Genomic DNA, 21,238 nt, shown 5'->3' on the forward strand with positions numbered 1-21,238 from the left:
CTGTAGCTAGCAATGTTTTGAGGGTAGAAATGAAGAAATCTTATAAATTAATGATTATAGAGGTAGTGTTATTATTACTTGCAATTAGTTTTGAAAGTAAAATCTTAATTGGAGTTATATCTATAATACTGCATGAATTTACACATATATATGTTGGAAGCAAACTAGGATGTAAGGTATATAATTTAGAGCTTGGAATAACTGGTGCAAAAGCAGAACTTTCAGAGATTGATGATCTTAGAGAGAATGAGAAACTTATATTATATTTAAGTGGACCAGCTATGAATTTTATTTTAGCATGTTTACTGTATGCCTTATATAGTGTTAGTCATATTCCTATATTGGAAATTGGATATGAAGTAAATATAGGTCTTTTTATATTTAATTTATTTCCTGCATATCCTTTAGATGGATCAAGAATATTAGAGATAATATTATCTAAATGTAATTCATATATAAAAAGCAAAAAAATAACTACTTGGATAAGCTATACTGCTTCAGTGTGTCTAATAGTATTATTTTTTATTATGATCTTTTTACATAAAGTGAATCTAAGTTTATTTTTAATGGGAATTTTGATAATATATTCAACTGTTCTAGAGAAAAATTGGACGATGTATATAATAATGGGAGATATAATTAAAAAGAGAAGGAAGCTTAAAAAATATGATTTTATAGAAAATAGGACAGTATCAATATTTTACAAAAATGAGCTACTTAATGTAATGAGATTAGTTGATAAAAGCAAGTTTAATACTTTTTATGTATTAGATGAAGAACTTAAACTTCTCAAAATAATTCATGAGGATGAATTACTTGAAGGGTTAAAAAATTATGGTAATATAACTTTAGAAGAGTATATAAATAGATTAAAGGAAACTCAGTGATGGGTTTCTTTTTTAGTAGAACAAAAATTTAATTTATGCTAGAATATAGGGATGTATATGGATAAGTATATTAAGTATGAAACTATATACAAAGTAATTTTTAGGAGGATGTAATTTAATGAATAAAATTTCAGATAACATCTTATGCAAGGTTGAGAAACCAGCAAGATATGTTGGTGGAGAACTAAATCAAGTAATTAAAGACCCAAAAGAAGTAGACATTAGATTTGCTTTTTGTTTTCCAGATGTTTATGAAGTAGGAATGTCTCATTTAGGAACAAGAATACTTTACCATACAATAAATAATAGAAAAGATACATACTGCGAAAGAGTTTTTGCACCATGGCCAGACATGGAAAGAGAAATGAGAATTAATAATGTATCTCTATATGCTTTAGAAACTAAAGACCCACTTAATAAATTCGATATTCTAGGCTTTACTCTACAATATGAGATGAGCTATACAAATATATTAAATATGCTTGATATGTCAGGTATAACAATAAGAGCATCAGAAAGAGGAGAAGATGAGCCAATAGTTATGGCTGGGGGACCTTGTGCATACAACCCAGAACCTCTATATGATATAGTAGATTTCTTTGAACTTGGAGAAGGCGAAGAAATGATGAATGATGTTTTAGATGTATATGCTAAGTATAAGGGCAAAGGAAAGAAGAAAGAATTCTTAAGAGAGATATCAAAGATAAGAGGTATATATGTACCTTCATTATATGATGTAACTTACAATGAGGATGGAACAATAAAAGAATTTACTCCAAAGTATGCTGATGTTCCTAAAGTAGTTAAGAAGAGAATAATAAGAGACTTTGATACTGTAGAATTCCCAATTGAGGATATGATAGTACCTTATACAGAAGTTGTTCATGACAGAATAGTACTTGAAACAGCTAGAGGATGTACTAATGGATGTAGATTCTGCCAAGCAGGTATGATTTATAGACCAGTTAGAGAAAAAACTAGGGAAACGCTAATTAATCAAGCAAGAGAATTAGTAAAAGCAACAGGATATCAAGAAATATCATTAGCGTCATTAAGTATATGTGACCATTCAGATATTCAAGGACTTATTCATGGATTAATGGAAGAACATGAAGCTAATAAAGTTGGTATAGCACTACCTTCAATAAGAGTTGATGCCTTTTCAGTTGATTTAATAAAGGAAATCCAAAAGGTTAGAAAAACAGGATTAACTTTTGCACCAGAAGCTGGTTCTCAAAGAATGAGAGACGTAATAAATAAAGGGTTAACTGAAGAGAGAATACTTGAAGCAACTAAGAGTGCTTTTGAAAATGGATGGAGTACAATAAAGCTTTACTTTATAATAGGTCTTCCTTATGAAAATATAGAAGATTGTGCTGCTATTGGTGAACTTGCAGAGAAGATGGTAAGTGAATACTATACTATTCCAAAGGAAGTTAGAAAAAAAGGACTTAAGATTACAGTAAGTACTTCAATACTTGTACCAAAACCATTTACACCATTCCAATGGGCTCCAATGGAGAAGATTGAAGTTGTTAATGAGAAGATAAATGCAGTTAAGGGTTCAATAAAATCAAGAAGCATTACATATAACTATCATGCACAAAAGACTTCATATATGGAAGCTGTATTTGCAAGAGGAGATAGAAAGCTTTGTGATGTTTTAATAAAGGCATTTGAAAAAGGATGTAAGTTTGATGGTTGGTCAGAATATTTTAACTTCTATGCTTGGCAAGAAGCTTTAGAGGCATGTGGTGTTGATGGAGATTTCTATGCTTATAGAGAGAGAGATTATGATGAAATATTACCTTGGGATTTCATTGATATCGGAGTTGATAGAGCATACTTAGTTGAAGAAAATGAGAAAGCTAGAAGAGTTGAGCTTACACAAAACTGTAGAAAAGGTTGTACAGGATGTGGAATTAACGTTAACTTTAAAGAAGGGAAGTGTTTTGAAGGTGCGATATCTAATAAAATTCACTAAAGAAGCAGATATAAAATTTGTAGCTCATTTAGATTTAATGAGAACAATTCAAAGAGTTATTAGAAGATCAGGATTACCTGTTGATTACTCAAAGGGATTTAATCCACATATGTCTCTTTCAATAGCACAACCACTTTCAGTTGGAGTATACTCAGAAGGTGAGTATATGGACGTAGTTTTTAAAGAAGAAGTTGATCCAAAAGAAATAGTAGAGAGACTTAATAAAAGCACTGCAAGTGGAGTAAGATTTTTAAGTGCAGTAGGAATTGAAGTAATAGAAAATGTTAAGAAATTACCACAAGCTATGGCTTTAATAGATGCAGCAAGATATACAATAAAGATGCATTACACAGATACTTCAAACTTTGAAGATGAAATGAAAACTCTTCTAAGTAGAGAAGATTGGGTAATGACAAAGAGAAGTAAAAAAGGTGTAAGAGATGTTGATATAAAGCCTTTAGTTCATGAATTAAAATACTGGATTAAAGATAATGAAGTTGTATTAAATGTATTAATAAGCTCAGGAAGTAGAGAGCATTTAGCACCAGACTTGTTAGTAAAACTTATAAAAGAAAATACAACTAACTGTGATGAAGAAGCTTTCGTTCAAGTAAAGAGAGAAGAAATGTACTTCATGAAAGATGATACATTAGTACCTCTTTATAAATGTGTATAGGAAGTGGAATTTTGATGAGAGAAATTTTTATTGAAAGAAGAGAAAAATCCATAAGGATTGCAGTTAAAAATAATAATGAATTAGAAGAGTGTTTTATAGAAGAAAAAAGTAGTGAACCAACTTATGGAGAAATCTATAAGGGAAGAGTTAAAAATATAGTACCTGCAATAAATTCATTATTTTTAGATATAGGATTAGATAAAGAAGGCTATATGTACTATAGCGAAGACTTAAAAAAGTTAAATATTAAAAAAGGTGATGAATTTCTAGTTGAAGTTTTAAAGGAACCTTTAAATGAAAAAGGCGCAAAGCTTACTAATAAATTCAATATACCTGGAAAGTATCTGGTATTTACAAAAGGTAAGAACGGTATATCATTTTCAAAAAGAATAACTGATGAAGTTAAAAAGAAATTAATTGAAGCAGAACTTGAAGAGGTTGATGGAATTAATATTGTTGTAAGAACTGAGGCTGTTAATGTTCCAATAGAAATCCTTAAAGCTGAAAGAAATAAGCTAAAAGGAATATTGGGTGAAATGAACAGAAAACTTAACTATAGTACTGAGCTTTCAAAGGTGTATGGAGAAGATGTATCTTTAAATAAGGTCTTAAGAGATAATATAACAAAGGGAAATCTAAAAATCTATGTTGATAACATTGAAGATGAAACTTATGTTAAGTCATTTTTAGATGGAGAAAAAGATGTTGAAGTTATAGTATACGATGGACTACGTACACTATTTGATTATTACAATATTGAAAAAGAAATATTAAAGCTTAGACATAACAAAGTAAAATTAAATTGTGGTGGAGATATTGTTATTGAAAAAACAGAAGCTATGTATGTTATAGATGTAAATAGTGGAAAGAATATTAAAGGAAGAAGTTTTGATAAAACAATTCTTCAGACAAATTTAGAAGCTGCAAAAGAAATTGGAAAGCAAATAATGCTTAGAAATCTAAGTGGAATAATTCTTATAGACTTTATCGATATGAGAGATCATAGTCAAAGAGCCAATGTAATGAAAGAATTAAAAGACTCACTTAAGAGCGACAAAGGAAATAGTAAGATATATCCTTTCACAGAACTTGATTTAGTACAAATTACAAGAAAGCGCAGGGGAAAAAGCATATATGATTCAATAGAAGATAAATGTCTACTTTGCAAAGGTTCAGGTAATATTCTTAAATTATCATATATTGAAGATTTAATAAGAAATGATATATTAAGATCTGTTGAAGACAATACTATAGGAAGCTTCTTTATAGAACTTGATAACATTTATAGAGAAGATGTAAAGGGAGACCTATTTAGTTTCTTAAAAAATATAGATGGCTTAGATAAAGAAATGTTCCTTAAATTCTCAGAAGGAATTGATGGATATAAAATAGAACCTTTAATATTTAAAAATCAAAAGGAAAACCTTGCAGATTATAAGGTTAAAGGTATTGAAAAATATTAATTAATTTCTTTACAAAAAATAGACGATATGTTAAGATAGGTTAGTAAACCGCTCACGATAGGGTTTTTTATAAAACAAAGTTTTACTTTGTACCCGTAGTGGCGAGACCGTTATGAGGAGGTGTTTTAATGTACGCAGTAGTATTAACAGGAGGAAAGCAATACAGAGTTCAAGAAGGAGACGTATTATTCGTTGAAAAGCTTGAAGCAGAAGTAGATTCACAAGTTGAATTAACAGAAGTATTAGCTGTTTCTAATGGAGAAACTTTAACAGTTGGTAAGCCAATGGTTGAAGGAGCTAAAGTTGTTGCTAAAGTTGTATCACAAGGTAAAGCTAAGAAGGTAACAGTATTCAAGTATAAGGCTAAAAAGGACTACAGAAGAAAAGCTGGTCACAGACAACCTTACACTAAGTTAGTTATCGAAAAGATCGAAGCATAATTTATGATTAAAGCAAAGATTTTTTATGAAAGTAACAACATTAAAGGATTCGTCATTGATAATCACGCAATGCCAGAAGACAGAGATTTTAATAATGATGTCTTATTGGTAGGAGAAGCTTTTGATATGGTTTGTAACTCAGTTTCAGTCTTATCACAAAGTGTTCTTATAGGTATAGATGAAGTTTTAAAACTGAATTGTACATACGAGATTGGAGACGGATATTTGAAATTAGACTTATCTGATTTCTCAGAAGAGGAATTAAGAGAGTCACAGGTTTTACTTAAAACCTTCGAGAAGAGTTTAGAAAGTGTAATTTCTAGCTTGGATCAAATGTTTGGAGATAATAAACGTAGAGAATATATAAAATTATTAAAAGAGGAGGTGTAGTGACATGATGATAATGAACCTTCAATTATTTGCCCACAAAAAAGGGGTAGGTAGCTCAAAGAATGGTAGAGATTCTGAGTCAAAAAGACTAGGTGTTAAATCAGCTGACGGAGAATTCGTACTTGCTGGAAACATCATCGTAAGACAAAGAGGAACTAAGATCCACCCAGGAAACAACGTTGGAAGGGGTAAGGATGATACTCTATTCGCTAAAATCGATGGAGTTGTTAAGTTCGAAAGAGTGGGAAGAGACAAGAAGAAAGCTTCTGTTTACCCAGTAAATGTAGAAGAAATAGCTGAATAGTAGTTATTTATATAAAGCACCCATGAATTTGGGTGCTTTTTAAATGTCAAAAAATAAAGAATTACTTAAATAATATTATTAAATAGTGCTTTTTTTCTTCATATATAATAGTATTATGTTATAATGAAGAAAATATTTTTAAATAAGTAGATTTATTATTCATATCTTAAGGAATAATATGAATATAGAGATTTTTACAAAAGGAGAGGTGAGTATATGTTTATAGATAAGGCCAAAGTATTTATAAGGTCTGGTAGAGGCGGAGATGGAGCAGTTTCTTTTAGAAGAGAAAAATATGTTCCACTTGGTGGACCAGATGGTGGAGATGGTGGAAAAGGTGGAAGTATAATTTTCACAGTTGATACTGGAATAACAACCTTAATGGATTTTAAATATAAGAGAAAATTCGTAGCAGCGCCAGGAGAAAATGGTGGTACATCAAAGTGTTACGGTAGAGATGGAGAAGATCTTTACATAAAAGTGCCAATGGGAACAATTATTAGAGAGGCTGAAAGCAACAAAATTATTTGTGACCTTTCAGAAAAAGATGATGAATATGTTCTTCTAAGAGGTGGAAAAGGCGGAAAAGGAAACTGTAAGTTCTGTACACCTACAAGACAGGCACCAAACTTTGCAGAGCCAGGTATGCCTGGAGAAGAAATGGATATAGTTTTAGAATTAAAACTACTTGCAGACGTTGGACTTTTAGGATTCCCAAATGTAGGAAAGTCAACGTTCCTATCAATGACAACTAAAGCAAAACCAAAGATAGCTAACTATCATTTCACAACATTAAAACCAAACTTAGGAGTAGTTGCAGCAGATGGCGTTGAAGCATTTGTAATGGCAGATATTCCAGGAATAATTGAAGGTGCAAGTGAAGGGGTAGGACTTGGACTTGAATTCTTAAGACACATAGAAAGAACTAGATTATTAGTTCATGTTGTTGATATATCAGGACTTGAAGGAAGAGATCCAATTGAAGATTTCATTAAAATAAATGAAGAACTTAAGAAATACTCAGTTAAACTTTGGGATAGACCTCAAATAGTAGTAGCTAATAAGACAGATCTTTTATTTGATGAAGAAGTATTTGAAAACTTTAAGAAAAAGGTTAATGAATTAGGATTTGATAAAGTTTATAAAATGTCAGCTGCAACTAGAAATGGTGTTGATGAAGTAATTAAAGAATGTGCAAGAATGCTTAAGGAAATTCCTATAACAGGACTTGAAATATCAGATGAAGAAAGATACATCCCAGAAGATAAGAAGTTCACTTACGAAATAAGAGTTGAAAAAGGCGAAGAATACGATACTTACTTTGTTGAAGGTAGCTTCGTAGACAGACTGTTAAATGCAGTTAATGTAAATGATGCAGATTCATTAAGATATTTCCATAAAGTATTAAACAATAAGGGCGTACTTAGCGAATTAAGAGAAATGGGAATTCAAGATGGTGATATGGTAAGCCTTAACGACTTCGAATTCGAATACTTATTATAGGAGGAACAAGAATGCTAATAGGAAAACAAAGAGCTTATTTAAGAAGCTTAGCTAATGATATGCAACCAATATTCCAAATTGGTAAAAATGGAATAGAGGAGAGCTTTTTAAAACAAGTAAGAGATGCACTAGAAGCTAGAGAACTTATTAAGATAAAAGTTTTAGAAAATAGTGGATTTACTGCAAGAGAAGCTTCAGATTTTATATGTAAAGAAATAAAATGTGAGGGCGTTCAAGCAATTGGAAGTAAAATAGTTTTATATAAAAGATCTTCAAAGAAACCAAAAATAGAGATACCAAGAAAATTTAAAAACCAATAATAGATGAAAAAGTATGGGATTATTGGAGGAACCTTTGATCCTATCCACAATGCACATCTTTATATAGCTTATGAGGCAAAGGTTAAATTAGGCTTAGATAAGGTGATCTTTATACCAAATGGAAGTCCCCCACATAAAACTTTAAGTAAAGTAACGGGGGCTTCTTTAAGGTATGAAATGGTTAAAGAAGCTATTAAAGATTTTGAGGATTTTGAGGTTTCGGATTATGAAATAGAAAAAAGAGAACTCAGTTACACATATAAAACATTAGAACACTTTAATAGTGATGATGTAATGCTATACTTTATAACAGGTGCAGATTGCCTTGTTGATTTAGACAAGTGGAAAAATGTAAGTGAGATTTTTTCTCTTTGTAATTTTGTTGTATTTACAAGACCAGGTTTCAAAGAAGAAGATTTACAAAAAGAAAAAGAAGAAGCTGAAAAAAAATATAATGGAAGAATTATATTTTTAAATATATTAGATTTAGAAATTTCATCAACAGATATTAGAAGAAGGATTAGAGAAGGGAAAAAAGTGGACTTTTTTGTGCCAAAAGAGGTACTTAATATTATTGAAAGAGAGAAGCTTTATGAAAAGTAGAACTAATATGGAAATTACTTGTATTTATGATTATTTAAAAGAAAATTTAAAACCAAAAAGATATATACACACATTAGGAGTTGTATCTACAGCAAAGAAGCTAGCTAAGTTAAATGGTGTAGATGAAGATAAGGCAGCATTAGCTGCATTATGCCATGATGTAGGTAAGAACTTAACAATTGAAGAATTAATGAGTATTATTAAAGAAAATAATATAGAATTAACAATGGATGAGAAAAAAACACCAGAGCTTTGGCATGGAATTGTTTCAAGAATACTTGCTAAAGAAAAGTTTAATATAGATGATGAAGAAGTGCTTGAAGCAATGAGATGGCACACAACTGGAAAAGAAAATATGAGTACTCTAGAAAAGATTATTTATATTGCAGATATGATAGAACCATCAAGAGTTTATGATGGAGTTCAGGAAATTAGAGAGAAAGTATTAGAGAATTTAGATGAAGGAGTTCTTATGGGTATGAATCATACTATAAAATACTTATTATCTAAAGGGCAGCTTATAGATTTAAATACTGTTAAAGCAAGAAACTATTTAATATTAAATAGAGGAGAGGTATAACTCAAATTTATACTGGAGATGGGGTGTAGAAAATTTGACGGATGATAGAAGATCTAATGATTCTTCCAGAAGAAAAAGAAACGAAAGTGAAAGAGAAGAAGCTATAAGAAGAAAAAGACGTATTGCAAAAAGAAATGAAGAGCTAAAAAGGGGAAAAAAAGTAAGCAAGAGAAGTTTAGATGAAGGATATATTCCTGCTAATGATGCAAGAAGAAGAGTTGAGTCTCCAAGGAGATCGCAAGAAGGCTTTACAGATAGAGACTTTGAAAGTAGAAAGAATCCATCTAGAAAAGCTGTACCTAGCAATTTGCAAAATAAAAGTAGGAATTCAAAAAAGAATATATCAAAGAAAAAGAAGAAAAAGAGAATATCATTTAAGAAAATATTTGGAATAATAATTGCAGCATTTTTAATACTTCTTGTAATAGGTGGAGTAAGAATAGCAAAACTTGTTAACAATATAAGTACTGATAAGATGATAGCGCCAGTGGAAGTTCCTATGGATCAGACCGTAAATATTTTACTTCTTGGAATGGACGTTGGGGATGTAAATAATCCAAATGATGAAGCTATTAAAAGAACTGATACTATGATGCTTGTAAACTTTAACCCTAAAACTAAAAAAGTAAATATAGTATCAATCCCAAGAGATACTCTAATCACTATAAATGGACGTAGATGGAAGATGAATGCTGCGTATCCAATTGGAGGAGATCAAAGAGTAATAACAGAAGTAGAGCAATTACTAAATGTTAAAATAAATTATCTAGCTAAAGTAAATTATAAAGGCTTCAGAGATTTTATTGATGCAATTGGTGGAGTTGATATGAAGATAGAACACAATATGGATTACACTGATAAATCTCAAAATCTACGTATTGACTTCAAAAAGGGAACAACGGTTCATCTAGATGGTAAGAAGGCAGAAGAATTCTTTAGATGGAGAAAAAATAATGATGGAACAGGGCTTCCAAATGGAGATATAGATAGAATAAAGAATCAACATGCATTCTTAGAGCAAGTTGTTAAAAAATGTACTAGTCCAGCAATAATATTTAGGATACCAGGAATACTTAAAGCAGTAGAGCAAAATGTAGAGACTAATATGACTGGAAGTACAATATTTAAATATGGACTAAAATTAGCCACATTAAAGCCAAGTAATATTAAAATGACTACAGTTAAAGGAGACTCTAAAATGATAGAGGGTCAATCTTACTTTATATTTAATAAAGAAGCAAATGCAGATTTAATAAAAGCACTTAACTCATCAGATACTGGAAGTGCAGATATAAAGCCTGAAGATGTAAGAATAAAGGTGTTAAATGCAACAAAAATAAGTGGACTTGCAGCAACTTACCAAATAGAACTTAAACAACTTGGTTATAAAAATGTTGATACAGGAAATACAGATCTTAGAGATAAGAGTGTAATCATGGTCGACAATGACAATATAAAGAATTCTCTTAAAAAGAATTTTAAATCAATAACTGATTATGAGAGTATTAATTCAAAGTACGCAGATACAGGGTATGATGTAATAGTTATACTTGGAAATGATGCTAAAAATTATTAAGATTTATAAATTAGGAGGACTTTAAGCTTTGAGTACCTTAGAAAAAACTGTCCCATCAGAATATGATGGAGTTAAAATTAGAAATTACTTAAAAGAGGGATTAAACTTTTCATCAAGACTTATAAGTAGAGCAGCTAGGGAAGAAAGAATATTTATAAATGATGAAGTAGTTAGAATGAATTTTAAGGTATCTACAGGGGATAACCTAAAGATAAACTTGGATAGAGAAGAAAATCAAGATATTGCACCAGAAAAAATGGATTTAGATATCGTATATGAAGATGAGGAAATACTAGTTGTGAATAAAAGACCATTTCTAGTTGTTCATCCTACAAAAAGTTATCAATCAGGAACCTTAGCAAATGGTGTTATAAATTATTTTAAGGAAACTGGATCAAATTGTATAGTAAGACTTGTAAGTAGACTAGATATGAATACTTCAGGACTTATTTTAATTGCAAAAAATCAATTTGCACATATGGCACTATCAAAGGAGATGGAGAAAAACAATATTAAAAAAAGATATATTGCAGTTGTCCATGGAAACCTTGAAGAAAAAGAAGGAACTATAGATCTTCCAATATATAAGCCTCAAGAAGGTGATGGGTTCGATAGTATAAAGAGAGTTGTAGATGATAGAGGACAAAGAAGTATAACGCATTACAAAGTGTTAGAGAGCCTTAAAGGCGGAGATGTAGTTGAATGTCTACTTGAAACTGGTAGAACACATCAAATAAGAGTTCATCTATCTCATTTAGGTCATCCTATATATGGAGATTTCTTATACGGCGATGGAGATGAAGAGAAGGATTTTATAAATAGGCAGGCACTTCATGCATATGGATTAGATTTTAAATCACCAAAGACTGAAAAACCATTGAGCTTAAGAGCAAATCTTCCAGATGATTTAAAACAATTAATTGAAAAGATTAAATAAATCAAAAAACATCAGTTACAATTAAGTAATTGATGTTTTTTATATTAATAAATATTTTTTTTCTTCTTAATACGTTTTAATTTATTATAGAAAGCTCTCTTTTTTCTTCTATTTCTAACTATAATAATTCTAATAATGATTAAAATTATAAGTATAACTAATGATATCCCAATAATATTAAATAAATTATTTGTAATCATTTCTGATATTGCTATTTTAAAGCTATATTCTCTATCTATACCACTTAATAAATTAACTTCAGATACAGCTTTTCCATTTACAATGACCTTAGCAGTTGTTATTACATCACCTTTCTTTAGTGATTTCTTTTTTATCATTCTAGGTAATTTGTAATCTAAAGTAGGATTTATACCATCTAAATTAGATTTTTCAGCAGTAAAAAATACATCATTATCAATAACTATAGGTATGTTAATATCATCTGTAACCTTTATATCATCGATTTCTTGATCTTTAGAATATAACTTATGCTCCTTAAAATTATTAAATCCATACTCTAAAAGATTTGCCATATCTTTATAATTTGCATCTTTATCTTCTGCTTTCAAAAATGTTGCAACTAATACCTGATCATCTTTTTGGCCAGATATAGTAAAGGTATGTCTAGCAACATCTGTATAACCACTTTTACCAACAAGAGCATTAGGATAATAGTATTTAGAATTTGGATTAATTAAGTAATTATGATTATTAGCCCATCTTTTAGCTCCATCTAAATTACTAGGTGGAAGTTCTACAGATAATAATTTTGAAATTCTAATATAATCAGGGTTCTTTATTGCCTCATTCATTATTAAAGCTAAATCATAAGCCGTTGTTACATGCTTATCATCAGGTAGACCACTTGGATTTTCAAAATTAGAATTTTTACAGCCAATAGATTTTGCCTTTTTATTCATCATTTTTGCAAAGCCATCAATAGATCCCCCAACATGTTCAGCTAAAGCTTCAGCACAATCATTACCAGATTCAAGTAAAAGACCTGTAAGAAGTGTTTCAACACTAAACTTTTCTCCTTCTTTTAAGCCAATTGAACTGCCCTTTGCAAAAGGAGGGTTAGCTCCTACTGTAACAATATCACTGAGCTTACTATTCTCTAGTACAACTAGTGCTGTAAGGACTTTAGTTGTGGACGCAGGGAAATGTTTAACATCATCATTTTTAGAATATAAAACTTGACCAGTTTTACTATCAATTAATATTGCAGATTCTGCATTTAGCTCTGGAGGGGCTTCTTGTGCGTTTGCACTAGTTAAAATTAAACTATAGAAAATAGGTATAAAAAATAGAAATTTTACCACAGATTTAAATTTTTTACTCATAAGCTCTCCTTATTATTAAGTTTGACTTTTTTATTTTAACAAAAAGTTCTTTTATTTTCCACAATTGTATCATAAATTATTTAAAAAATGTTAATAATCTAGAAAAAAACTAGGAGATTTTATATGGATTCAAAAAAGAAGAGCATTGGATTAATAGCTATACTTATAATTTTAGGAAGTGGATTTTTTATAAATTACTTATTTAGTGGTAGAAGAGAGCTTAATAAAAATAATAATGATAGTATTTTTGTTGAAGAAGATATTAATGAAGAAGAGTCTGAAAGTAAAAGTAGTAAAGAGAAAATATCAAGTGGGAATGAATCAAAAGGTGAAAACAAAGAAAGCGGAGAAGCTATAAAGCTTAAAGATAATAAAATAGCTGTTGATATAAAAGGAGAAGTTAGGAATCAAGGAGTGTATTATCTAGATGAAGGTAGTATAGTTGAGGATCTTATAAAAGAAGCTGGAGGACTTACGGAAAAAGCATCACTAGATTTAGTAAATAGAGCAGAAAAGCTTACAAATAATAAATGTGTTGTAATACCAAGTAAGGAAGAGAGTGCAGAGATTAAAGAAACTAAAAATGATTCTAAAGAAAAATCTATACCTACAGTATCAGGTAATGGAAGTTTAAATAGTAGCAATGATAGCAACGGAATAATAAATATTAATACAGCAGACGAGAGTGACCTTGTTAAAATAAATGGTATAGGTCCATCAAAGGCTAAGGCTATCATAAGTTATAGAGAAGAAAATGGGAACTTTAAATCTATCGAAGATATTAAAAATGTAAGTGGAATTGGTGAAGGAACCTTCTTAAAGATAAAGGATTCTATATCAGTATAAAGTATTTTGAGATTTTATAATCATGATGTACAATAAATATATAAACCTTTAGAGAAGGGGTGACATAAATGATTAAGTTAACCAATTATGCAAAGACTGCTGGTTGAGCAGCTAAAATAGAGCCGGGTGCTCTTTCAGATATTTTAAAAAGTATACCAAGTATGGTAGATGACAACTTATTAGTAGGAATTGATACCTCAGATGATGGGGCAGTATATAAATTAAGTGATGATATAGCACTTATTCAGACTTTAGATTTCTTTACACCGGTTGTGGATGATCCTTATACATTTGGACAAATAGCAGCTGCAAATTCATTAAGTGATGTTTATGCAATGGGAGGAGAACCAAAGGTAGCATTAAATATTGTATGCTTCCCTAACTGCTTAGATAGAAGTATACTTGGTGAAATCCTTAGAGGTGGTGCAGATAAAGTATTAGAGGCTGGTGCTGTTGTTATTGGAGGTCATTCTGTTCAAGATGATGAACCAAAGTATGGACTTTCAGTTTCAGGAGTAGTTCATCCAGATAAAATCCTGAAAAATTGTGGATCTAAGCCAGGTGATATATTAATACTTACAAAGCCTTTAGGAGTAGGAATTATAAATACTGCAGCTAAAGGGGAGATGGCATCAAAAGAAAGTTTAGATGAAGCTATAAAATGGATGGCACTTCTTAATAAATATGCTGGAGAAGTTATAAGAAAATATGAGATTACAGCTTGTACAGATATAACTGGATTTGGTCTTATGGGTCATGTAAATGAAATGGCTGAAGGATCAAATATTACATTTGAGTTATACAAAGAAAGTATACCTTACATAAAAGAAGCAAAGGAATATGCAAACTTTGGACTTATACCACAAGGTGCTTACCAAAATAAAGCTTATATTAGTAATAGCTATAAGCTTTATGATGTTCCAAATTGGCTTGAAGATATACTATTCGATCCTCAAACATCAGGAGGACTTCTTATATCCTGTAGTGAAGAGGTTGGAAATAATATTCTAAAAGAATTTAAAGAGAAGGATATAAAGTCTTGGGTAGTAGGGCATGTAATAGAAAAGGAAGAATACAATATAGTTGTCAAATAAAAGTTTAACGGAGGAGTTTTATATGGAACTATTAAGAAGATTACCAAAAGTTGATACTCTTTTAAAAGAAGAAGAGGTTCAAAAGTATCTTAATAGATTACCAAGGGATTTAGTTGTAGAAAAATTAAGACTCTCCATAGACATTATAAGAAAAAGAATTTTAAAAATGGAGGATACTTCCTCCATTTTTTCTTTGCAGGAAGAATGTTTAATGGAATTTAAAAGGATTATTAGTTTATTAGATGATATGAATTTTAAAAGAGTTATAAATGGAACGGGAATAGTTATACATACAAACCTTGGAAGGTCAATATTATCAGAAGGTAGTAAAAAGGCTTTAATTAAAGCAGCAACTCATTATTCAAATTTGGAATATGATTTAGAGTCAGGAAAGCGTGGAAGTAGATATAAGAATGTAATTGAAGATATAAAGTATTTAACAGGAGCGGAGGATGGACTAGTTGTAAATAATAATGCAGCAGCAGTTTTATTAGTTCTAAATACAATATGTAAAGATAAAGAAGCAATAATATCAAGAGGGGAACTAGTTGAGATTGGAGGTTCCTTTAGGATACCAGAAATAATGAAATTAAGTGGTGGAACTCTTGTAGAAGTTGGAACTACAAATAGAACACATCTTAAAGATTATGAAGAAGCAATAAGTGAAAATACAAGAGCAATACTTAAAGTACATACATCAAATTATAAGATATTAGGTTTTACAAAAGAAGTTAAGTCCAAGGAACTTGTAGATGTTAGTTTAAAATACAATATTCCTATAATTGAGGATTTAGGAAGTGGACTTATTGAAAGATTAGATATAGATGGAGCATCTGATGAAAAGACAGCAAGAGAATGTATAGAAGATGGTGTTGATATTCTTACATTTAGCGGAGATAAGCTTTTAGGTGGTCCACAGTGTGGAATAATTGTAGGTAAAAAGATATGGATAGAAAAGATTAAGAAAAATCAATTAAATAGAGCACTTAGAGTTGATAAATTTACATTAGCTGCCCTTGAAGGAACTCTTAAAGAATATGTTAAAGGATGCAGTTTCAATATACCAACTATAAATATGTTAACTATGCCACTTAAAGATATAGAAAATAAAATTGATTTATTAATTAAAGAATTATCATTTTTAGATGATAAATTTAACATAGAGAAAAGCTTAGAAAAATCCCTAGTTGGAGGAGGATCTCTGCCACTTCTAGAGCTTGATACATATGTTTTAAAGATTAATAGTGAGCTATTAAAGGAACATGTAATAGAAGAAGAACTTAGAAAAAATCACATACCAATAGTTGTTAGAGTTAATAAAGGAAATATTATTATTGATGGAAGATGTCTTATACTTGATGATATAGACGTAATAAAGGAAGCCTTTAAAAATATAGGAGAAAAGATATGAAAACATTAATGATAGGAACTTGTGGACATATAGATCATGGAAAAACATCTCTTATAAAGGAACTTACAGGTGTTGACACTGATAGGTTAGAAGAAGAGAAAAGAAGAGGGATAACAATAGATTTAGGATTTACTGATTTAATTCTTAAGTCAAAGAGAAGAGTAGCTTTTGTTGATGTTCCAGGGCATGAAAAGTTTATAAGAAATATGATTGCAGGAATAACTGGAGTAGATACAGTATTATTTGTAATTGCAGCAGATGAAGGGATAATGCCTCAAACCATAGAGCACTTAGAAATAATAAATGGACTTAATATAAAAAATGGAGTAATAGCCTTAACAAAGTGCGATAAAAGTGATGAGGAGCTTATACAGTTAATCATTGATGATATAAGAGAGGCTTTTAAAGGTAGCATATTAGAAAATGCAAGAATAATAAAAACATCAACAAAAACAAAAGAAGGTATACAAGAGTTAATAGATTTTTTTGAGAGAACCTTAGATAATAAGAAGGAAAATGATTTATATGATCTCCAATTTAGAATGTGTATAGATAGAGTATTTTCTATAAAAGGTTCTGGAACTGTAGTTACTGGAACAGCTCTTGAAGGGGAAGTAAGAGAAGGAGATATATTAAAGTTGTATCCATCAAATAAGGTTGTAAGAGTTCGAGAGATTCAAAGCTATGGAAAGAAGGAGAGCATAGGGGTATGTGGAAATAGATGTGCAATTAATCTTACGGGAATAGCAAAAGATGATATTAAGCGTGGAGAAGTGATAAGTAGTGAAGAAGATATGGAGGCATCGTTTATATTAGATTGCTCCTTTAACATAACGAACAATAAAGTACATAATATAAAGAATAGACAAAGAGTTAGAGTTTATCATGGAACAAAAGAAGTTATGGGAAGAATATATATTTTTGATGAAGATAAGAAGTACGTACAAATACGATTAGAAGAAGGTATAGTAAGTAAAAAGGGAGATTACTATTACTTAAGAAATTACTCTCCTATGTATAATATTGGTGGTGGAAGAGTAATTGAGCCTAATGGAAATAAGATAAGAGAAAGTAATAAGTTATATTTAGATAATATTATATTAAAAGAAAAGGGAAGTCTTGAAGATAATATACTAGATAGATTGGGGAAAGAGGAATTTTTATATACAAGTGAACTGTTTAATATGAATGATTCTAACAAAACTAATATAGATGAGGCTATAGAAAAATCACTTTATAGGAAAAAAGTAGTAATTATTGAAAATTGTAAGGAAAATATTATATTCTCAGTTAAACAGTTAGGTATAATAAAAGATGAGTTATTAGAGTCACTCTCAGACTATCATAATAAAAATCCATTAGAAATCGGAATGCCCAAGGAGTCATTAAGAAAAATCATAATAAAGAAGGATATTAAATCTAAAGAATTTAATGAAATTTTAAAGTTATTAAACAAAGACGAAGTTATGACAATTTCCGGGGAAATAATCTCATTATCTAATTTCAAGAGAAGATTAAATTTAAATCAGAAAAACTTTAAAAGAGATTTATTAAAAGAGCTTGAAATTGGATTTATAAATGTTGATTTAGATTTTATAAAACAGAGAAATAATATTAGTGAATTAGAGCACAAGAAAATTATAAATATTTTAGAGCAAGAGGGGGAGATACTTCAGTTAAATGATGACGTGATAATAAAAGTTGAAGTCTTTAATTATGGAGTATTAAAAGTAAAAGAGTATTTAAAGGATAAAGGAGAGATAACTCTTGGAGAATGTAGGGATATCTTAAAAACAAATAGAAAGATAGCTTTAGCTTTTTTAGAAGAGTTAGATTGTAGAAAAATAACAAAAAGAGTTGAAAATAGACGCGTAATGTTGTAAGAATAGCAGCAAGAATGTTATAATTAAAAAATATGAACAAATTTCAATAATAGAGGGTCTATTTAGGAGGTAAATATATGACTAAAAAGATTATAGGTCTAGTGATAACAACTACATTATTATTTTCACTAGCAGGATGTGGAAGCAATGAAAAGCAAAAAACTGCAGATGAAGATACAAAAAAAGCAGAAATTAATATAGATAATCAAAAGCAATTTAAAGATTTAAAAGGGGATTGGATTAGAGATTTTACTCATGATGAATTTGTTGATAAGAGTAATAGTTTAATGACTTCTATTGAAGATAAAACCAAAGAATTTGGTTTGGATTATAAAAAAGAAGATAAGGTCGAGCAAATAGATGGAGTTACAGCTAATATTAAATCAATATATCTAGATAACAAAAATCCAGAAGCTAACAAACTTGAAAGTATGCAATTCCAATCACAACTTTTAGGAGATGCACAAGATTCAGGAAGACTTCAATTAAAACTTTCACTTAAGTTTGATGGGGAAGGTGCAATAAAAGATGATAAATTCAATCTAGGAGATACTTCAATAGCTAAATATGCAGCTATAATGACTGGTGTTCAAGATAGAAATTATGATGATATAAATAAAAAGATAATGGATATAATTAAGAGTGATAAAAAAGAAGGCATAATAGAAGATAATATTAATGGATTAGCTGAGGAGTTTGCAGTAAGTAAAGATTATATAGTGTATACTTTATCAACTAAGGTATATAAATTTGTTGAAAAGACAAATGAGGGAATAAAATAATTAAATAAATTAAATTTAGGAGGACTATCATGAGTAAAAAAGAAGGTATGGATATTAATAATCAAGAAGATACTAACGTAGAAGAAGTAGTAGAGAGTTTAGAATTAAAGAAAGAAGAAGGTCCTGAGGAAGAATTAGTTAAAGAGGATATCGTAGCTGAATCAATTGATGAGGACGAAGCTGAAGAAAAAAATAATAAAAATAAAGATAAAATTATTGTAGAAGTTGATGCAAATCCATCATTTATAAAGAAATTATTTTCAAATATATTAGATCAAGCAGTAATATTAGGAGTATCAGCAATTTTATTATTAGTATTTGATTTATTAATAGGATTTATAGGTTACATGGTAGTTGAACCAACATCAATTTTACTTATAATTTATGTAATAGTTAATATATTATACTTCCCTATATTTGAGGCAAAGAATATAAGAACTATTGGAAAGAGAATATTAGCAATCGGATAATTTAAAGAATAGGAGAAACAAAGAGTGGGCAGAAGAAGAGCGAGAGAAATTACAGTTAAAATAGAAAAAACTGAATTCCCATCAGTAGGTGTAGGAACTCAGGAGGATAAGAAAATATATGTTAAAAATGCTTTCCCAGGAGAGACAATAAAGGGAAGAGTTAAAAAGAGCAGAGCAGATTTTATAGAACTTAAACTTTTAGAAGTTTTAGAAAAGGCACCTTATGAAATAGAAGCTAAATGTCCCCACTTTGGAATATGTGGTGGATGTTCATCACAGAACCTTACTTATGAAAAGCAATTAGAACTTTTAAGTGAAGAAGTTCTTGAGTTATTTAAAGATGCTGAAGTTACAACAGGAGAATATGAAGGTGTAACTGGAAGCGATGATCAATGGGAATATAGAAATAAAATGGAGTTTACATTTGGTGACGAATATAAAGGTGGAGAACTTTGCCTTGGTATGCACATGAAAAATGCAAGCTTTGGAATTATAACAGTTGATCAATGTAAATTAGTAGATGAAGACTTTAGAAAAGTTATAAAAGCTACAGTAGAGTACTTTAGAGGAACAGATCTTCCTTACTATAGAGTAATGAAGAGAGAAGGATTCTTAAGACACTTAGTTATTAGAAAAGCTAAAAATACTGGTGAATTATTAGTCAATCTTGTAACAACAACACAAGTTGATTTTGATTTAACAGAATGGGTTAATATAATTAAAGGATTAGATTTTGATGGTGAATTAGTTTCACTTCTTCATACTGAAAATGATTCATTATCAGATGCAGTAATACCTGAAAAAATTAATCTTCTTTATGGAAAAGATCATATAATGGAAGAACTTTTAGGATTAAAGTTTAAGATATCACCATTCTCATTCTTCCAAACTAACACTAAAGGGGCAGCAAGTCTTTATAGTATAGTTAGAGAATTCATGGGAGAGTCAGAAAATAAGGTAGTATTTGACCTTTATTGTGGTACAGGAACTATAGGTCAAATAGTTGCACCTAAGGCTAAAAAGGTTATAGGACTTGAGCTTGTTGAAGAAGCAGTTGAAGCTGCACGTGAAAATGCAAAGCTTAATGGACTTGATAACTGTACATTTATAGCTGGTGATGTTGCTGATACTATAAAGCAAGTTAAGGATAAGCCAGACATTATAATATTAGACCCACCAAGAAGTGGAGTAAGCCCTAAAGCATTAGAATATGTAATAAGATTTAATGCAAAGGAAATTGTATATGTATCATGTAATCCTAAGACTTTAGTGAATGATCTTAAGGGATTAATTGAGGCTGGATACAACATAGAAAAGACAAGAGTTAAGGATATGTTCCCTAATACTCCACACGCTGAGACAGTTGTTAGGTTAATTAAGAAATAAGCATTGAATACTTAGTGAAACGATAGCTTAACTTAGTGTGAAGGCTCATCTTACGCAGCGTAATGGAGTAAGATAGGCTTTTTTAATAGATTTTAAGCTAATATTAAAGTGTGTTTTATATTCCCTAAGACTACGGTCTTGGGGAATTTTTTTATACAAATGTTTAAAATAATCGTATTTAGGTATAGAAAAGTATAGTATGTACTTTTATTATAAATTGTTTGTTTTCAGCTTTAGTATTATTTAAAATTTAATTGCTAAAATTAAACATAAAAAATAATTATATAATATTGACACTAATACTACTGAGTGATACTATATAGTAGTAGTAAGTAATACTAGATAGTAAAGAGGTGATTT

Annotated in this window: 21 protein-coding genes; 20 read left to right on the forward strand and 1 reads right to left on the reverse strand. The window is 29.9% G+C overall.

The window, feature by feature from the left end:
* Nucleotides 1–29: 29 nt before the first annotated feature.
* The 13 genes from JOC62_RS15715 (at nucleotide 30) to JOC62_RS15775 (ending at nucleotide 11,663) form a co-directional block, all read left to right on the forward strand.
* Nucleotides 30–887, forward strand: coding sequence for a site-2 protease family protein (locus JOC62_RS15715; protein WP_204596243.1), 858 nt, complete (start codon nucleotides 30–32; stop codon nucleotides 885–887).
* A 118-nt stretch (nucleotides 888–1,005) separates the two neighbouring features.
* Nucleotides 1,006–2,871 carry a TIGR03960 family B12-binding radical SAM protein gene (locus JOC62_RS15720; protein ID WP_204596244.1) on the forward strand — a complete coding sequence of 622 codons (1,866 nt, stop codon included), beginning with the start codon at nucleotides 1,006–1,008 and terminating at the stop codon, nucleotides 2,869–2,871.
* Complete coding sequence (locus JOC62_RS15725) at nucleotides 2,846–3,547, forward strand: TIGR03936 family radical SAM-associated protein (RefSeq protein WP_204596266.1); 702 nt, start codon at nucleotides 2,846–2,848, stop codon at nucleotides 3,545–3,547. Before JOC62_RS15720 ends, JOC62_RS15725 begins: the two co-directional genes overlap by 26 nt.
* Before the next feature lie 14 nt (nucleotides 3,548–3,561).
* The gene (locus JOC62_RS15730) at nucleotides 3,562–5,010 is read left to right on the forward strand and encodes a ribonuclease E/G (RefSeq protein WP_204596267.1); all 1,449 of its coding nucleotides are present in this window, start codon (nucleotides 3,562–3,564) and stop codon (nucleotides 5,008–5,010) included.
* Between the two features lie 128 nt (nucleotides 5,011–5,138).
* Nucleotides 5,139–5,450, forward strand: a complete 312-nt coding sequence (gene rplU / locus JOC62_RS15735; protein WP_204596245.1) for a 50S ribosomal protein L21 — start codon at nucleotides 5,139–5,141, stop codon at nucleotides 5,448–5,450.
* 3 nt (nucleotides 5,451–5,453) lie between these two features.
* Nucleotides 5,454–5,840 carry a ribosomal-processing cysteine protease Prp gene (locus tag JOC62_RS15740; RefSeq protein WP_204596246.1) on the forward strand — a complete coding sequence of 129 codons (387 nt, stop codon included), beginning with the start codon at nucleotides 5,454–5,456 and terminating at the stop codon, nucleotides 5,838–5,840.
* A gap of 4 nt (nucleotides 5,841–5,844) precedes the next feature.
* Nucleotides 5,845–6,144 (forward strand): 50S ribosomal protein L27, encoded by a 300-nt coding sequence (gene rpmA / locus JOC62_RS15745; protein ID WP_204596247.1) that lies wholly within the window; start codon nucleotides 5,845–5,847, stop codon nucleotides 6,142–6,144.
* A 216-nt stretch (nucleotides 6,145–6,360) separates the two neighbouring features.
* The gene (gene obgE, locus JOC62_RS15750) at nucleotides 6,361–7,647 is read left to right on the forward strand and encodes a GTPase ObgE (RefSeq protein WP_204596248.1); all 1,287 of its coding nucleotides are present in this window, start codon (nucleotides 6,361–6,363) and stop codon (nucleotides 7,645–7,647) included.
* An 11-nt stretch (nucleotides 7,648–7,658) separates the two neighbouring features.
* Nucleotides 7,659–7,967, forward strand: coding sequence for a ribosome assembly RNA-binding protein YhbY (yhbY, locus tag JOC62_RS15755; protein ID WP_204596249.1), 309 nt, complete (start codon nucleotides 7,659–7,661; stop codon nucleotides 7,965–7,967).
* Between the two features lie 3 nt (nucleotides 7,968–7,970).
* Nucleotides 7,971–8,570, forward strand: coding sequence for a nicotinate-nucleotide adenylyltransferase (gene nadD, locus JOC62_RS15760; RefSeq protein ID WP_204596250.1), 600 nt, complete (start codon nucleotides 7,971–7,973; stop codon nucleotides 8,568–8,570).
* A complete protein-coding gene (gene yqeK, locus JOC62_RS15765; RefSeq protein WP_243425092.1) occupies nucleotides 8,560–9,150 on the forward strand; it encodes a bis(5'-nucleosyl)-tetraphosphatase (symmetrical) YqeK in 591 nt (196 codons plus the stop codon). Before nadD ends, yqeK begins: the two co-directional genes overlap by 11 nt.
* Before the next feature lie 34 nt (nucleotides 9,151–9,184).
* The gene (locus JOC62_RS15770) at nucleotides 9,185–10,726 is read left to right on the forward strand and encodes an LCP family protein (RefSeq protein ID WP_243425093.1); all 1,542 of its coding nucleotides are present in this window, start codon (nucleotides 9,185–9,187) and stop codon (nucleotides 10,724–10,726) included.
* A 28-nt stretch (nucleotides 10,727–10,754) separates the two neighbouring features.
* Nucleotides 10,755–11,663, forward strand: coding sequence for an RluA family pseudouridine synthase (locus JOC62_RS15775; RefSeq protein WP_204596251.1), 909 nt, complete (start codon nucleotides 10,755–10,757; stop codon nucleotides 11,661–11,663).
* Nucleotides 11,664–11,707: 44 nt separating this feature from the next.
* Here the strand turns inward: JOC62_RS15775 and JOC62_RS15780 are convergent, their stop codons facing one another.
* A complete protein-coding gene (locus tag JOC62_RS15780; RefSeq protein ID WP_204596252.1) occupies nucleotides 11,708–13,006 on the reverse strand; it encodes a D-alanyl-D-alanine carboxypeptidase family protein in 1,299 nt (432 codons plus the stop codon).
* 123 nt (nucleotides 13,007–13,129) lie between these two features.
* On the opposite strand from JOC62_RS15780, the gene JOC62_RS15785 reads away from it, so the two are divergent.
* From JOC62_RS15785 to rlmD, 7 genes are all read left to right on the forward strand, one after another.
* Nucleotides 13,130–13,852: a helix-hairpin-helix domain-containing protein gene (locus JOC62_RS15785; RefSeq protein WP_204596253.1), complete on the forward strand. Its 723-nt coding sequence runs from the start codon at nucleotides 13,130–13,132 to the stop codon at nucleotides 13,850–13,852.
* A gap of 68 nt (nucleotides 13,853–13,920) precedes the next feature.
* On the forward strand, nucleotides 13,921–14,946 hold the full coding sequence (gene selD, locus JOC62_RS15790; RefSeq protein ID WP_204596254.1) for a selenide, water dikinase SelD: 1,026 nt from the start codon (nucleotides 13,921–13,923) through the stop codon (nucleotides 14,944–14,946).
* A 22-nt stretch (nucleotides 14,947–14,968) separates the two neighbouring features.
* Nucleotides 14,969–16,357 (forward strand): L-seryl-tRNA(Sec) selenium transferase, encoded by a 1,389-nt coding sequence (gene selA, locus JOC62_RS15795; RefSeq protein ID WP_204596255.1) that lies wholly within the window; start codon nucleotides 14,969–14,971, stop codon nucleotides 16,355–16,357.
* Nucleotides 16,354–18,240 (forward strand): selenocysteine-specific translation elongation factor, encoded by a 1,887-nt coding sequence (gene selB / locus JOC62_RS15800; RefSeq protein WP_204596256.1) that lies wholly within the window; start codon nucleotides 16,354–16,356, stop codon nucleotides 18,238–18,240. Before selA ends, selB begins: the two co-directional genes overlap by 4 nt.
* A gap of 77 nt (nucleotides 18,241–18,317) precedes the next feature.
* Nucleotides 18,318–19,022, forward strand: a complete 705-nt coding sequence (locus JOC62_RS15805) for a lipoprotein (RefSeq protein WP_204596257.1) — start codon at nucleotides 18,318–18,320, stop codon at nucleotides 19,020–19,022.
* Nucleotides 19,023–19,051: 29 nt separating this feature from the next.
* Complete coding sequence (locus JOC62_RS15810) at nucleotides 19,052–19,492, forward strand: RDD family protein (RefSeq protein ID WP_204596258.1); 441 nt, start codon at nucleotides 19,052–19,054, stop codon at nucleotides 19,490–19,492.
* 24 nt (nucleotides 19,493–19,516) lie between these two features.
* The gene (gene rlmD / locus JOC62_RS15815) at nucleotides 19,517–20,878 is read left to right on the forward strand and encodes a 23S rRNA (uracil(1939)-C(5))-methyltransferase RlmD (RefSeq protein WP_204596259.1); all 1,362 of its coding nucleotides are present in this window, start codon (nucleotides 19,517–19,519) and stop codon (nucleotides 20,876–20,878) included.
* Nucleotides 20,879–21,238: the final 360 nt, after the last annotated feature.

The sequence above is a fragment of the Clostridium sardiniense genome (assembly GCF_016907995.1).
Classification (GTDB): domain Bacteria; phylum Bacillota; class Clostridia; order Clostridiales; family Clostridiaceae; genus Clostridium; species Clostridium sardiniense.